Raw genomic sequence first — 14,477 nt, forward strand, 5'->3', positions numbered from 1 at the left:
ATTCAGGCTGCCGGACACGGCAAAGCGCAACGCAAAGGCTCTGGAGCCGCGTTATCAACGATAGTCGAGTGTCGGAAAACTGGATGCTGCAAGTGCGTCAAGACCGCGCCGTGGCACGAGGGGAAGGAACGACTGGGAGGCTCCGAGCGGGTGTTCATGTAAATCCTGAATGAAAAAAGGCCTTGAAGCGTACAGCCTGAAGTGACTTTTCCTACAGTCCCAAATCATTTCAAAATCTGTATTACCTGCCAGGGCGACACTTCAACGCCCGGCAAAACGCAATCGCGACAACTGCCGCAAATCCCCATCGACGTAATAATCCTGGGTCCAGCGATCATCCACCGCCAACGGATTCACTTGCTTCAACGCCAGTTTCTTCGCGAAGTAACGAAACCGGTAATGTTCGTAAAACCGCAGCAGCTCGAGGCCATAACGATCCGCCAGATCGGTGTCGCCGCGAATGATCAGGTAGTTTTCGTCATTGCCGTTGCTGGCCGAGGCACTGAAGTTGTGGCTGCCGCTGATAATAGTCGGCGTGTCCGTCGTGAAGTCGATGACCACCGCTTTGGTATGCACCAGCAGATTGCCCTTCTGGCCCTTCATGTTCTCGCGCAGCCAGCCTTCCAGCCCTGTGTTGAGCAATGCGGTGGCGGCGAATTCGGCGCTGCGGTCGGCGTGAAAACCGGTGATTCGGCTGGTGGTGTTTTGCAGGCCGTAACGCAGGATGTCGTCGTGTGGCTGGCCGAGCAAAGCATTGAGAATCGCGTCAGGCAAGACGAACGCAGTGACGAACAGGACATCCTTCTTCGCCGCTTCGATGATCTCGACGAACTCGCGTAGATCACCGCCGCCGGTGCGTGGCGAGAACCCGGCAAACAGCGACTGCGCAGCGTCCATCGGGTTGTGTTCGGTGATCCAGTCACGGGTGGCACCGAGATCATCGGGATCGTCCCAGATCCTTTCGAAAATCCGCAGATAGCTCGAACTCACGGGAGCGTCATCAAGCACATGCACCACATTCGCCTGCCGATAAACGCCATTGGCGGTGAAATTGGTGCTGCCGCACAACACGGCTTGCGGTTGGCGCTGCCCCGCTGCGTCGAGTCGGCTGAGGACGATGAATTTGTTGTGGAAGATGTTGTGCGTCACCCGCCCACGTTTGCTCGTCGCCGGCAGTTTCGCCAGACTCGCCTCGTTGATTGTGGTGTCTTCGTCGTCGATTCGGGCGTGATACAGCACTCGAATCTGCACACCCCGCGCAAATGCCGCATTCACGGCTTCGACGATGGCCTGCAACTGATATTCGTAAATGGCAATGTCCAGCGCCCAGTCAGCATCAACGGCTCGCTCGATAAAACCCCGCAAACGCCCGAGCAAGCCGTTCTCCAGCCATTGCCGTGGCGCATCCGGCCAGGCTTCGATGGGCATGTTTTTGTTGGCGCTGATCTGTGCATCAAGATCGGGAAATTTGCGCTGAAACGCCTGGCTGGCAGCGACCGCACGGTTGAAGATCACGCTTTGGTTGGCCGGGTGACCGTCGTCTGAACTGATCGTCAGCTCAAGCGACTCGCCCAGTTGCGGCGCATCGGGCGTACCATAAGCCAGGTGAACGCGATAGTGAATCGTCATCCCCGGATTGACCGCGTAATCGGCCCAGCGGAATTTTTGCAGCGGGGCTTTATCGCTCGGCGTGGCGTGAAACTGCGGGAAAGTGTGGGCTTTGCCGGGGAACGTCAGGCTGTTGAAGAGGAACAGCCACGGCTTGGCGCCTTGCTGCTTTTCGATGGCGAACCCTAGCAAGCCTTTGCGACGCGGCTCCGCGAGTTCCATCGCCAACAGCACGCCATTGGTGCCGGCGTAGGCTTTGACGCGGAAATCGTCTTGAGGATTGCTGACCAGTACTCGCATCGCTCACTCTTTGTGATTGGGCTGGGTGCAGCATAGAGCAAGAAGCAAAATTGGCTAATCATGCCAAACCCTGTAGGAGCTGCCGAAGGCTGCGATCTTTTGATATTGTTTTTTAAGATCAAAGTCAAAAGATCGCAGCCTTCGGCAGCTCCTACAGGTATCAGAGCTCAATCAGCTCATCGATATGCCGATACTCCGCCTCCAGCGCTCCCGCCAGATCCTTCGCCCGACCCAACCGGATCGGCCCACGCTCGATATCGATCAACAGCCCCGGACACCCCAGCGCCGGTAATCCCGACCACGTCTTCAAACGTCCATCCGTGACTACCAGCAACCGCTGTTGCTCGGCGGGAAAGCGCTTGCGCCGCACCGTCAGCCATTGCTGCGCCTGATTCAGCGCTGCCAGCAACGGCGTACCGCCGCCCGCGCCCAATTCATCCAGCCAGATGCGTAAACCGCTGGACGCCTTCAAACCCTGCACCTGCCATTGCGGCGCCGCACCGCTGGCGGTCAACAACGCCAAACGCGCGCGCTGGCGATAGGCGTCATCGAATAGTTGCGCAAGCAGACCTTTGGCATCGCTCAGTGCGTTATGACGGCGCGTTGAGGCCGAGGCATCGACGATCACCAGCCACAACTCATGGGGCGAACGCGTGCGCAGTTGAAACAGCAGATCTTCACGGCTTTGCGGACGGCCATTGAGCAGCGTTCCCGGCCAGTTCACCGAGCCACTGCGGGCTGCATGACGTTTGCCCTGGCGTCCGTTGTCGAGTTGTCCGGCACGGGGTCTGGCATTCGCCCCCACATCAGACCGGGGGCGAATGCCTACATCTTTTTTGGCCAGCTCGGCACTTCGCGACGGCTGCCGGTGGCAAGCGCTGGAGCCGGCATGTCGCCCCACTGGCCCTGCCCTTCGTTCGGGTTGGCCTGCGCGTTGGCTGGGGATTGCGCGGGTTGTTGCTGAGGACTCGACGGGGTTTGTTCACGACGACGATGGCGCAAGGCAAATTCGGCCACGGCGTCGATATCTTCTTCGCCGATCACTTCAGCTCCTCGCCATGCCGCGTGAGCGCGGGCAGCGCGCAACCACACCAGATCCGCGCGCAAACCATCGACGCCAGCGGCAAAACAACGCTCGGTGATTTGCGCCAGCGCCGCATCATCCAGAGGAATATCGGCCAAGGTGACTCGGGCATGTTCACAACGTTCGCGAAGGGTTTGCTGCTCGGTTTCCCAAAGCGCGCAGAACGCTTGCGGGTCGCTATCGAAGTCGAGACGACGACGGATGATCTGCCCACGCTCGGTCGGTGCGGTGTGGCCACTGAGGGCGACATTCAGACCAAAGCGGTCGAGCAGTTGCGGGCGCAACTCACCCTCTTCCGGGTTCATGGTGCCGATCAGGACGAACTTCGCCGAATGCCGGTGGGAGATGCCGTCGCGCTCGATCAGGTTGGTGCCGCTGGCAGCGACATCGAGCAGCAGATCCACCAAGTGATCAGGCAACAAGTTGACTTCATCGACGTAGAGCACGCCGCCATCGGCCTTGGCCAGCACACCGGGGGAAAACTGCGCGCGACCGTCGCTCAGGGCCGCGTCGAGATCGAGCGTACCGACCAGCCGCTCTTCGGTGGCGCCCAGCGGTAGCGTGACGAACTGGCCGCTGGCGAGCAGATCCGCCAAGCCTCGCGCCAGAGTGGTTTTAGCCATGCCGCGTGGGCCTTCGATGAGTACGCCGCCGATTTTCGGGTCGATGGCGGTGAGGCACAGGGCGAGTTTCAGATCGTCGGCGCCGACCACGGCGGAGAGTGGGAAATGTGGGGTGTCGGTCATTTGGATTGATCTCTGTCGTGGTCGTCGGTGTTCTTGAGAGTTTTGGTGTGTCAGGTGGAGTTGCCCTCACCCTAGCCCTCTCCCAGTGGGAGAGGGAACTGACCGAGGTGCTCTTTCAAGGTCCACCGACCTGAACTGTCGAGTCGAACTCAAGTTTTGAACGCCCTGCAAATCGGCTCCCTTTCCCCCTCTCCCCCTTGGGGGAGAGGGCTGGGGTGAGGGGGTGGCTTTATTGAAGCGCTACATGTCTTCTTCTATATCCAGCAACAAATTCTCCAGCGCCTCTTTATAGGCCCCCGGCTCCTGCCACATCCCGCGCTGCTGCGCTTCAAGCATGCGCTCGGTCATGTCCCGCAGCGCATGCGGATTATGCTCACGAACAAAATCGCGCGTTGCCGGATCGAGCAGATAAGCATCGGCCAGCAGCGCGTACTGGTGATCGTCGATCAACTGCGTGGTGGCATCGAAGGCAAACAGGTTATCCACGGTCGCCGCCATTTCGAACGCGCCTTTATAGCCGTGACGCTTGACCCCGTCGATCCATTTTGGATTCGCCGCCCGCGAGCGGATTACCCGGTTCAGCTCTTCTTTTAACGTGCGGATCTTCGGCAGATCCGGCTGGCTGTGATCGCCGTGATAACTGGCCGCCGCTTCGCCCCGCAAAGTCTCGACGGCAGCGAGCATGCCGCCCTGGAACTGGTAGTAGTCGTTGGAATCGAGCAAGTCGTGCTCGCGGTTGTCCTGGTTTTGCAGAACCGCTTGTACCTGACTCAGGCGCTGGACGAATTGTTCGCGAGCGGCGGTGCCCTCATCAGAACCGCCATAAGCGTAGGCGCCCCAGTTAAGGTAAACCTCAGCCAGATCCTCGCGACTCTGCCACAAACGACCGTCGATGGCGCCCTGCACGCCCGCGCCGTAGGCACCCGGTTTGGCGCCGAAGATTCGCCACCCGGCCTGACGCCGCGCGGCCTCTTCATCCAGACCCGATTGCAGCAGAGCCTCACGCTCGGCGCGCACCTTGGCGGCCAACGGGTTGAGATCATCCGGCTCGTCCAGCGCAGCCACCGCTTGCACGGCCGCATCGAACAAACGAATCAGGTTGGCAAACGCATCGCGGAAGAATCCTGAAACCCGCAACGTCACGTCGACCCGAGGTCGGTCCAGCAAACTCAGCGGCAGAATCTCGAAATCATCGACGCGCTGACTGCCGGTGGCCCACACCGGCCGCACGCCCATCAGCGCCATGGCCTGGGCGATATCATCGCCACCGGTGCGCATGGTCGCGGTGCCCCACACCGACAGGCCTAGCTGACGCAAGTGATCGCCGTGATCCTGCAAGTGCCGTTCGAGAATCAGCGTGGCCGACTGGAAACCGATGCGCCACGCGGTGGTGGTCGGCAGGTTGCGCACGTCGACCGAGTAGAAGTTGCGGCCGGTGGGCAATACGTCGAGACGACCGCGACTTGGCGCGCCGCTCGGGCCGGCGGGGACGAAACGGCCGCTGAGGGCATCGAGCAATCCGCGCATTTCCGCCGGGCCACAGGCGTCCAGGCGTGGGGCGACGACTTCACGCAGGTTGTCGATGATGGCGCTGACTTGCCCCCAACCCGCTTCCTGTAGGAGTGAGCCTGCTCGCGATAGCGGTGTTTCTGTGGAAGAGATGTCAACTGACATAATGCCTTCGCGAGCAGGCTCACTCCTACAGGGGTTGTGCAGTGTCTTTGCGATCAACTCAGTGGCGAACAACTCCAGGCGCTCGCGGGTATCGCCGGCAGTACGCCAGACTTCATCGCTGACCGCTTGCAGTTCGACAGGACGCGGGCCCGTCCACGGATCAGCCAGTGCGCAATCAAGCGGATCAAAACCCAACTCAAACGCCTTGGCCAACGCCCGCAGCAGACTCGACTGCGCACCTTTGCCATCGCCCCGAGGAATGCGCAGCAGCGCCAGCAACGTATCGATGCGCAACCGCCCGCTCGGCGATTCGCCAAAAATGTGCAGGCCATCGCGGATCTGCGATTCCTTCAGATCACACAAATAGGTGTCGAGACGCGGCAGCCAGATCGCCGCATCGGCGTCGCTGTCCAGCGCCGCGTCGAGTTGCAGTTCACGGTCGATCTGCGTGTCACGCACCAGTTGCAGAATGTCCCGTTGCAACTCGCGGGCACGACGCGGATCAAGCAGTTGCGCCTCGTAATATTCGTCCGCCAGCAGTTCCAGATTACGCAGCGGCCCATAGGTTTCGGCGCGAGTCAGTGGCGGCATCAGGTGGTCGATGATCACCGCTTGCGTGCGCCGTTTGGCCTGGGCGCCCTCGCCCGGATCGTTGACGATAAATGGGTAGATGTTTGGCAGCGGCCCGAGCAACGCATCCGGCCAGCAGTTTTCCGACAGCCCCACGCCTTTGCCCGGCAGCCATTCGAGGTTGCCGTGCTTGCCGACGTGGATCACACCGTGGGCGCCGTAGGTGTTGCGCAGCCAGAAATAGAACGCCAGATAACCGTGGGGCGGCACCAGATCCGGGTCGTGATAGACCGCACTCGGATCGACCTGATAACCCCGCGCCGGCTGGATGCCAACGAAGGTCAGGCCAAAGCGCAGGCCGGCGATCATCATTCGCCCGTCGCGATACATCGGATCGTTTTGCGGCGAGCCCCAACGCGCGACTACCGCAGCGCGATTGGCCTCGGGGAGCGCGTTGAACATCAACAGATAGTCGTCCATCGCCAGACTTTGCTGGCATGGACGCAGATCAATCGTGTCGAGATCGTTGCTGACGCCGCCGAGCAATTGCTGAATCAACTCGGTGCCAGTATTCGGCAACTCTGCCGTGACCGGATAACCCTCAGCCTGCAATGCGCGAAGGATATTCAGCGCCGCCGCCGGCGTGTCGAGGCCGACGCCGTTACCGATGCGTCCGTCGCGGGTCGGGTAGTTGGCGAGAATCAGTGCAATCCGTTTCTCGGCATTCGGCACCCGCGCCAGATCGATCCAGCGGCGCGCCAGTTCGGCGACGAAATCCATGCGCTCGGGTTGCGCCCGATAGCAGACCACATCGGACTGGCTGCGCTCGCTGCGCCAGGCCAGATCCTTGAAGCTGATCGGCCGACTGATGATGCGCCCGTCAAGTTCCGGCAAGGCAATGTGCATTGCCAGATCGCGAGGGCCGAGGCCCTGCTCGCTGTCACGCCAGCCGGGTTCGTTGTCCTGGGCGCAGATCGCCTGAATCACCGGAATGTTGCGACGAAACGGCCGCAGATCCGGTGCTTCAGGACTGGATTGGGCAAAACCGGTGGTGTTGAGAATCACCCCCGCCTCGACTTCATCCAGCCAATCTTCGACCACCGAGAGGCAGCCGGGCTCTTTCAAACTGGCTACCGCGATCGGCAACGGATTGAGCCCCGCCGCCTGTAAACGCTGGCAGAAAACATCGATGAACGCCGTGTTCGCCGCTTGCAGGTGCGAGCGGTAAAACAGCACCGCCGCCACCGGTTGCTCGGGCAGCCATTCGGCTTGCCAGTCACTCAGTGCGGCGGAGGTTTTGTGAGGATGGTAAATCGCCGTGCGCGGCAGGGTTTGCGGCTCGCCCCAGGTGTAATCGCGAGCCAGCCAACGGTTGGCCAGACAGCTGAAGAAATCCAGCGCGTTGCCCATGCCGCCCTGACGCAAAAACTGCCAGAGCCGGTCGCGATCCTCGGCTGCGACGGTGCTCAGATCGCTGAGTTCCGGATCGGGGCGATCGCAGCCCGGGACCATGATCACCTGCACGCCACGCTCGGCTAGCTCGACCAAACGCTCGACACCGTAGCGCCAATACGCAATGCCGCCGTGCAGCGAGATCAGAATCACCTTGGCATGGCGCAACACTTCGTCGACGTACAAATCGACCGAGGCGTGATTCTGCACCTGCATCGGATTGGCCAGACGCAGGCTCGGATAATCCTCGGGCAACTGCTGCGCGGCTTCGGCGAGCAGCGCCAGGCTGGAGTCGCCGCTGCACAGGATCACCAGCTCGGCGGGGGTTTGGCCAAGGTCGGCAATGTTGTCATCCGACACGAAACCGCCGGGCTGGGTCCTGAGCAGGTGCATGGCTTAAACGCTAAGCGCAGCGCGCAGTTGCGCTTCGAGTTGAGCAGCGTCGAGCTCCTGACCGATCAACACCAGACGTGTGACGCGCGCTTCTTCGGCGCCCCACTGACGGTCGAAATGCTTGTCGAAACGCGTGCCCACGCCTTGAATCAGCAGGCGCATAGGCTTGTTCGGGATCGCTGCAAAACCCTTCACACGCAGGATGCCGTGCTGGACCACCAGTTGCGTCAGGGCGTCGAGCAGCAGGCTTTCGACGGCTTGCGGCAGCTCGATGGAGATCGAATCGAAAGCGTCGTGATCGTGGTCATCATGGTCGTCGTCACCGTCGTGGTGGTGATCGTGATGGCTGTGGCGGCTGTCGATGTGTTCTTCGGAACCGGCGCCGAGGCCGATCAGCACGTCCAGCGGCAGGCGACCGTTGCTGGCTTCGACGATTTTGACTGCTGGCGGCAGTTCTTCGGCGACTTCAAGGCGTACGCGCGCAAGGTCTTCCGGGCTGGTCTGATCGGCCTTGTTGAGGATGACCAGATCGGCGCTGGCCAGTTGGTCGGCGAACAGCTCGTGCAGCGGCGATTCGTGGTCCAGGTTCGGGTCGAGTTTGCGCTGGGCGTCGACCTGATCCGGGAACGCGGCGAAGGTGCCAGCAGCCACGGCCGGGCTGTCGACCACGGTGATCACCGCGTCAACGGTGCAGGCGCTGCGGATTTCCGGCCATTGGAAGGCTTGTACCAGTGGTTTTGGCAGGGCCAGACCGGAGGTTTCGATGAGGATGTGGTCGAGGTCGCCGCGACGGGCAACCAGTTCGCGCATCACCGGGAAGAACTCTTCCTGAACGGTGCAGCACAGGCAGCCGTTGGCCAGTTCGTAAACGCGGCCGGTGGCTTCTTCTTCGGTGCAGCCGATGGTGCATTGCTTGAGGATCTCACCATCGATGCCCAGCTCGCCGAACTCGTTGACGATCACCGCGATGCGGCGGCCCTGAGCGTTGTCGAGCATGTGCCGCAGCAACGTGGTTTTGCCCGAGCCGAGGAAGCCGGTGACGATGGTGACGGGGAGTTTGGCCAGTGTTTTCATCGGATGCCCTTTGGCAAGGTGGCGGGCATACGGGACGAGAACCGGCAACGCGAGCACGCGCCGGAAGCATTCGCCACCGGATCACCCCGCCCGGTTGTAGTGAGAATCTGTGACGAGGCAGGTCTCCTGGCTGACGGTGTTCAGGCGTTGGGGCCTGGCGTTTGCTGCGCCTTCCCGCTGGCGCCCTTTTGCAGGGGCTGGCAGTGGCGTGGCAGCGAACATCACCGTTCACAGTTGCGGGGGCAGCCGCGGCTTTGACCGCGTTCCCTTCTTAGCTTCGGCACGCGCCGAAGAACCTCGAAAGCGCAAGGCTACGCATGGTGTGGGGGCGGGTCAATGTTTGGATTGGGGGCATATCCGTTGCTGCGGGTGTTGCTGATTAGGGTTCCGCCCTTACGGCGGGTCACTTTTTCCAGACGCCGAAAAAGTAACCAAAAAGGCTGCCCCCTGACGTACGGCACTTCGCCTAGGCTCAGTGTTCCCTCGCTACGGTGTCCATCCGGGGGCATCGCCTACGGTTTGCTTCGCTGCACCTCCTCTCGATGGATGCGGCTTCGCCGCACGGCGCTGCGCGCCAACCCCCCGGATGAACACCTTCGCTCGGCCTGCCGATGGGCCTGGAGATCAAAAGCAACGTCAAAAGCCAAAGCCAAAGCCAAAGCCAAAGCCAAAGCCAAAGCCAAAGCCAAAGCCAAAGCAGATCAAAAGATCGCAGCCTTCGGCAGCTCCTACAAGGGAATAAATCGCGCCCTGCCCTTGGTCGGCTGTCAGGCCGCCATCGCTGGCAGCCCCCACAAGGATATGAATACCCCCCACACGCGGCGCATGCCGCCCCACTCAACACAATGAGCGTTAGCTCGAGTAACGCTTTTGATCTAAGCGCCCGTCGGCAGGCTGAGTGGAGGGATTGATCCGGGGGTGGGAGCGCAGCGACCGTTCGACGCAGTCGAACACATCGAGAAGAGGTGCAGCGCAGCAAACCGGAGGCGATGCGCCCGGATCGATCCCGGAGCGAAGGAACCCGAGCCACAGCGAGGGCCGAACGTCAGGGCACAGACCTTTGGTTACTTTGGGGCGTTTGCCAAAGTGACCCGCCGTAAGGGCGGAACCGTAATAAGCCATCACCGCAGCAACGGATATGCCCCCATTCAATTGACTCAAATCCCCCCAACATGCTCTCCTAAGCAACTTGTTACGGGTGCCCTTCACAGGGTGAAACGGGAAACCGGTGAATCATGTGCTTTACTCTAAAGCCATGTCAGTCCGGTGCTGCCCCCGCAACGGTAAGCGAGAGAAGCGTCGAATCCACTGTGCCATGACGGCATGGGAAGGTGACGCTTGCAGGTCGGCCTGACGCCAACCCCTCGTGAGCCCGGAGACCGGCCCGCAACACACAGTGCGCACTTGCGTCGCTGAACATAACAAACCCGCGGTGGGCGGGCGCTGTTCGAACCCCTGCGTGCCCGATTCGCAGGGGTTTTCATGCGCTCTATTACCCCGCTGACATTCCAGAGGGAAGCGCCATGTCGATCATCAGCAGCACCGGCAGCAACACGGATAAAATCGCCAGTACCAGCACCCTGAGCCAACGCCTGACCGCCGCCATCTTCGCGTCGATCCTCGGCGCCAGCCTGGTTTATTTCGCCGGTTTCTCGCACATCGAAGCAGTGCACAACGCCGCCCACGATACCCGCCACAGCGCCGCGTTCCCGTGCCACTGAGACCTGCCGACATGATCAAGCGAATTGCGCAAACCGCAGGTTTCACCGGTCTTCTGGCCGCCCTGCTCCTTACGCTGCTGCAAAGTTTCTGGGTTTCGCCGCTGATTCTGCAGGCCGAGACCTACGAAAAATCCGAACCGGCGGCTGAGGTTCACGAACACGCTGCCGGTGCCACTGCCCATACTCACGATGCCGAAGCCTGGGAGCCGGAAGACGGCTGGCAGCGCGTGGTATCGACCACCGGCGGCAATCTGGTAGTGGCCGTGGGTTTTGCCCTGATGCTTGCCGGCCTGTACACCCTGCGTGCACCGACCAAAACTTCGCAAGGTCTGCTCTGGGGTCTGGCCGGTTACGCTACGTTCGTTCTGGCACCGACCCTGGGCTTGCCGCCTGAATTGCCAGGCACTGCTGCGGCGGATCTGGCTTCCCGGCAGCTCTGGTGGATCAGCACAGCCGCCTCCACCGCCGCAGGTCTGGCATTGATCGCGTTCAGCCGTCACTGGCTGATGAAGATCCTCGGCGTGGCGATCCTTGCCGTGCCGCATGTGATTGGCGCCCCGCAACCGGAAGTGCACTCGATGCTGGCGCCAGAAGCCCTCGAAGCACAGTTCAAAATCGCTTCGCAGTTGACCAACGTGGCGTTCTGGCTGGCCCTGGGCCTGATCAGTGCCTGGTTGTTCCGCCGCAAAAGCGATGGCCACTACCACGCATGACGAATGACCGCGCAGCGCCGACTTTCGTGGTCGGTCTGGGCTGCCAGCGCGGCTGCCCCGCCAGCACGCTGCGCGCGTTACTCGATCAAGCCTTGCAGGCCCATCGCATCGAACTGGAAGCAGTCAAAGCCCTGGCCAGTATCGACTTGAAGCGTGATGAGCCGGGCTTACAAGAACTCGCCGCACAATTGGCCTTGCCGTTGCTGTACTTCAGCAGTGAACAATTGGCCAGTTACCAGCAACAGCTCAGTCACCACTCGCAGATCGCCTATGAACGCACCGGTTGCTATGGAGTAGCAGAAAGTGCGGCGTTGGCACTGGCTGAACAACTGATTCAGGCGCCGGCCAAACTGCTGATCTCGCGGCAAAAGTACGCGCAGGCAACGCTGGCATTGGCCGGCGCCGCGTAAAATCCCGATAATCCCCACCATCGATCATGAGCGATCTTCATCTGAAGCATTGCTGCGCCTCTTTTCCAAAGGATTCAACGATGACTGTTTACTTCATCGGCGCCGGCCCCGGCGACCCGGAACTGATCACCGTCAAAGGTCAGCGGCTGATCCGCAGTTGCCCGGTGATCATCTATGCAGGTTCGCTGGTACCGGCGGCTGTGCTCGACGGTCATCAAGCAGAAACCGTGATAAACAGCGCGGAGCTGCATCTGGAACAGATCATCGACCTGATCAAAGCCGCCCATGCCAAGGGCCAGGATGTGGCGCGAGTACATTCCGGCGATCCGAGCCTGTATGGCGCGATTGGCGAGCAGATTCGCTATTTGCGTGAGCTGGATATTCCGTTCGAAATCATTCCAGGGGTGACGGCTACCGCCGCGTGCGCAGCATTGCTGGGTGCCGAACTGACTCTGCCCGATGTCTCACAGAGCGTGATTCTGACCCGCTATGCCGACAAAACCGCAATGCCGGCGGGCGAGGAGCTGGGCAGTTTGGCGCAGCATGGCGCGACGATGGCGATTCATCTGGGGGTCAATCATTTGGAGAAGATCCTCGCTGAACTACTCCCCCATTACGGCGCGGATTGCCCGATTGCAGTGATTCACCGGGCAACATGGCCGGATCAGGATTGGGTGGTGGGAACAATCGAGGATATTGCCGAGAAGGTAGTGGCCAAGGGGTTTCGGCGCACGGCATTGATTCTGGTTGGGCGGGTGTTGGGGAGTGAGGTGTTTAGCGAGTCATCGCTGTATCGCGCGGGGCATGCGCATCTTTATCGACCCTGATTTGAAGGACTTTTGTGGCCAGACACAAAACCTGTGGAGAGGGGATTTATCCCCGATGAACTGCGCAGCAGTTCCAGTTTTGCGGCTGCTTCGCACCCGATCGGGGATAAATCCCCTCGCCACAAAGTCATTAGTCACTCATTAATCGCAGGCACAAAAAACGGCGCTCACGGGGCGCCGTTTTTTATGTTCGCAGTGAACACCTTACTTAGTAGTAGGCGTTTTCTTTCTGCGTGTGGTCGGTCACATCGCGAACGCCCTTGAGCTCAGGAATACGCTCGAGCAATGTGCGCTCGATGCCTTCCTTCAACGTCACGTCGGCCTGACCGCAGCCTTGGCAACCGCCGCCGAACTGCAGCACGGCAATGCCGTCTTCAACCACATCGATCAGGCTGACCTGACCGCCGTGGCTGGCCAGCCCCGGGTTGATTTCGGTTTGCAGGTAGTAATTGATGCGCTCGTTGACCGGGCTGTCGGCGTTGACCATCGGTACTTTGGCGTTTGGCGCCTTGATGGTCAGCTGGCCGCCCATGCGATCAGTGGCGTAGTCGACTACCGCGTCATCCAGGAATGCTTCGCTGAACGAATCGATATAAGCGGTGAAGCTTTTCAGCCCCAGCGCGGTGTCTTCAGGTTTTTCTTCGCCCGGCTTGCAGTAGGCAATGCAGGTTTCGGCGTACTGGGTGCCAGGCTGGGTGATGAAGACGCGGATACCGATACCCGGGGTGTTCTGCTTGGAGAGCAGATCGGCCAGGTAATCGTGGGCGGCGTCGGTAATGGTAATAGCGGTCATGGAAACTCCTCGCAGGCTTGTGGCGGAGTTTACGCCAATCGGCGCGCCGGACAAAGTCCCAGTATTTTTGTCAGGAAAGCGAACCAGACGCATCAGGCTTGCGACGGTCGCTCACGCCAATGCTGCAAGTGCCGATATCCGGCCCTTTCGATCCAGCGGTAACTGGCCCAGCTGCCGCCGGCGATCAACACCAGACAAACCGCGATCACCCCGTGCGGGTTGAGCGAGTGACGCTGTGCCAGATAATGCCCAAGCATCAACACCAGCGTATGCAGTAGATAGACGGAATAGGAGCAGTCGCCCAACGCTTTGAGCAGCCGACTGTTTTTGGCAAAGCGCTCAAGGGACAGCGCCGCCGTCACCAGCACTGCACCCGGAACGCCCCAGGCCAATACCTGCGATTCGCCGAACCAGTAATAGATCGCCAGCAGTGCCATGGCGATTGCCAGAATCGGCAGCCAAAGACCCGGCCTGATCCAGCCGCGGTGATAAAGCATGCCAACGCCCATTCCCAGCAAAAACTCGAAGACCAGTTCCGAACGGTAAAACTCACTGATCCAGCCCAAGGCGGTCAGCCCATAGCAAACGCATAACAACAGAAACGCGACCACTGCTATCCGCGCATTGAGCGGGAACAGCAATGCGCCGGCAAACAGCAGGTAAAAAAGCATTTCGAAGTTCAGCGTCCATCCGACGTTCAACGTCGGGTAAACACCGAAGCCGCCGGGGTTTTCGCTGGCGACGAACAACAGCGACAACAGAAAATTCGTCCAGCCCAGCCGTTCATCGGGGAACGCCTCCGGAATTACCATCAGCAACAGTGCCGCCAGGAGCGTGTAAAACCAGTAAGCCGGCGCGATACGCATCAACCGCATTGTCATGAATTGCCTGGGTGTCAGGTCTTTGTCCGCCGTCGACAAATACATCACCAGGCCACTGATGACGAAAAATATATCGACGCCCGCCGCCCCTTGGTCGACAAACACTCGACCTACTGGCCCATCAGGCTCGAAGTTATAGAAAATCTGCATGACGTGATGCCCCACCACCATCCAGGCGGCCAGTGCGCGCAGCGCTTGCACTGAAATCAACATCGACGGCCCTCCATTGCA

General features: G+C 60.5%; 12 protein-coding genes and 2 riboswitches. Of the genes, 4 read left to right on the forward strand and 8 right to left on the reverse strand.

Going from position 1 to position 14,477, the window contains the following annotated elements; translation table 11 throughout:
* Nucleotides 1-261: 261 nt before the first annotated feature.
* The 6 genes from ACA069_RS15800 to ACA069_RS15825 all read right to left on the reverse strand — a co-directional run bounded on the left by ACA069_RS15800 (nucleotide 262) and on the right by ACA069_RS15825 (nucleotide 9,717).
* A complete protein-coding gene (locus ACA069_RS15800) occupies nucleotides 262-1,908 on the reverse strand; it encodes a phospholipase D-like domain-containing protein (RefSeq protein WP_497614205.1) in 1,647 nt (548 codons plus the stop codon).
* 160 nt (nucleotides 1,909-2,068) lie between these two features.
* Nucleotides 2,069-2,713 (reverse strand): vWA domain-containing protein, encoded by a 645-nt coding sequence (locus ACA069_RS15805; RefSeq protein WP_497614207.1) that lies wholly within the window; start codon nucleotides 2,711-2,713, stop codon nucleotides 2,069-2,071.
* A 20-nt stretch (nucleotides 2,714-2,733) separates the two neighbouring features.
* Entirely contained in the window at nucleotides 2,734-3,738 is a 1,005-nt protein-coding gene (locus ACA069_RS15810; protein ID WP_187679826.1) for a magnesium chelatase ATPase subunit I, read from the reverse strand.
* 240 nt (nucleotides 3,739-3,978) lie between these two features.
* Nucleotides 3,979-7,827: a cobaltochelatase subunit CobN gene (gene cobN / locus ACA069_RS15815; protein WP_497614209.1), complete on the reverse strand. Its 3,849-nt coding sequence runs from the start codon at nucleotides 7,825-7,827 to the stop codon at nucleotides 3,979-3,981.
* 3 nt (nucleotides 7,828-7,830) lie between these two features.
* Entirely contained in the window at nucleotides 7,831-8,901 is a 1,071-nt protein-coding gene (gene cobW / locus ACA069_RS15820) for a cobalamin biosynthesis protein CobW (protein ID WP_497614211.1), read from the reverse strand.
* A gap of 99 nt (nucleotides 8,902-9,000) precedes the next feature.
* A riboswitch (cobalamin riboswitch) is annotated at nucleotides 9,001-9,216 on the reverse strand.
* Between the two features lie 321 nt (nucleotides 9,217-9,537).
* Entirely contained in the window at nucleotides 9,538-9,717 is a 180-nt protein-coding gene (locus tag ACA069_RS15825) for a hypothetical protein (protein ID WP_497614213.1), read from the reverse strand.
* 363 nt (nucleotides 9,718-10,080) lie between these two features.
* Nucleotides 10,081-10,303, forward strand: a riboswitch (cobalamin riboswitch).
* A 121-nt stretch (nucleotides 10,304-10,424) separates the two neighbouring features.
* Here ACA069_RS15825 and ACA069_RS15830 point away from each other — a divergent pair.
* From ACA069_RS15830 to cobM, 4 genes are all read left to right on the forward strand, one after another.
* Nucleotides 10,425-10,622 carry a CbtB domain-containing protein gene (locus ACA069_RS15830; protein ID WP_187679823.1) on the forward strand — a complete coding sequence of 66 codons (198 nt, stop codon included), beginning with the start codon at nucleotides 10,425-10,427 and terminating at the stop codon, nucleotides 10,620-10,622.
* Nucleotides 10,623-10,633: 11 nt separating this feature from the next.
* Nucleotides 10,634-11,335, forward strand: a complete 702-nt coding sequence (locus tag ACA069_RS15835) for a CbtA family protein (protein ID WP_489879481.1) — start codon at nucleotides 10,634-10,636, stop codon at nucleotides 11,333-11,335.
* Nucleotides 11,332-11,745 carry a cobalamin biosynthesis protein gene (locus ACA069_RS15840; protein ID WP_187679821.1) on the forward strand — a complete coding sequence of 138 codons (414 nt, stop codon included), beginning with the start codon at nucleotides 11,332-11,334 and terminating at the stop codon, nucleotides 11,743-11,745. Before ACA069_RS15835 ends, ACA069_RS15840 begins: the two co-directional genes overlap by 4 nt.
* An 80-nt stretch (nucleotides 11,746-11,825) precedes the next feature.
* A complete protein-coding gene (cobM, locus tag ACA069_RS15845) occupies nucleotides 11,826-12,572 on the forward strand; it encodes a precorrin-4 C(11)-methyltransferase (RefSeq protein ID WP_489879480.1) in 747 nt (248 codons plus the stop codon).
* A gap of 208 nt (nucleotides 12,573-12,780) precedes the next feature.
* Here cobM and nfuA read toward each other — a convergent pair whose 3' ends face one another.
* Both nfuA and ACA069_RS15855 read right to left on the reverse strand, forming a co-directional pair.
* Nucleotides 12,781-13,365, reverse strand: coding sequence for a Fe-S biogenesis protein NfuA (gene nfuA / locus ACA069_RS15850; RefSeq protein WP_003225494.1), 585 nt, complete (start codon nucleotides 13,363-13,365; stop codon nucleotides 12,781-12,783).
* A gap of 92 nt (nucleotides 13,366-13,457) precedes the next feature.
* Entirely contained in the window at nucleotides 13,458-14,459 is a 1,002-nt protein-coding gene (locus ACA069_RS15855) for an acyltransferase family protein (protein WP_497614216.1), read from the reverse strand.
* Nucleotides 14,460-14,477: the final 18 nt, after the last annotated feature.

It is taken from the genome of Pseudomonas sp. LBUM1652, from assembly GCF_059716105.1.

Bases quoted from the DNA above. Each gene is read 5' to 3' on its own strand.
- cobM (WP_489879480.1), top strand. From the start codon at position 11,826: ATGACTGTTTACTTCATCGGCGCCGGCCCCGGCGACCCGGAACTGATC.
- ACA069_RS15800 (WP_497614205.1), bottom strand. From the start codon at position 1,908: ATGCGAGTACTGGTCAGCAATCCTCAAGACGATTTCCGCGTCAAAGCC.
- cobN (WP_497614209.1), bottom strand. From the start codon at position 7,827: ATGCACCTGCTCAGGACCCAGCCCGGCGGTTTCGTGTCGGATGACAAC.
- ACA069_RS15810 (WP_187679826.1), bottom strand. From the start codon at position 3,738: ATGACCGACACCCCACATTTCCCACTCTCCGCCGTGGTCGGCGCCGAC.
- ACA069_RS15855 (WP_497614216.1), bottom strand. From the start codon at position 14,459: ATGTTGATTTCAGTGCAAGCGCTGCGCGCACTGGCCGCCTGGATGGTG.
- nfuA (WP_003225494.1), bottom strand. From the start codon at position 13,365: ATGACCGCTATTACCATTACCGACGCCGCCCACGATTACCTGGCCGAT.
- ACA069_RS15840 (WP_187679821.1), top strand. From the start codon at position 11,332: ATGACGAATGACCGCGCAGCGCCGACTTTCGTGGTCGGTCTGGGCTGC.
- cobW (WP_497614211.1), bottom strand. From the start codon at position 8,901: ATGAAAACACTGGCCAAACTCCCCGTCACCATCGTCACCGGCTTCCTC.
- ACA069_RS15835 (WP_489879481.1), top strand. From the start codon at position 10,634: ATGATCAAGCGAATTGCGCAAACCGCAGGTTTCACCGGTCTTCTGGCC.
- ACA069_RS15830 (WP_187679823.1), top strand. From the start codon at position 10,425: ATGTCGATCATCAGCAGCACCGGCAGCAACACGGATAAAATCGCCAGT.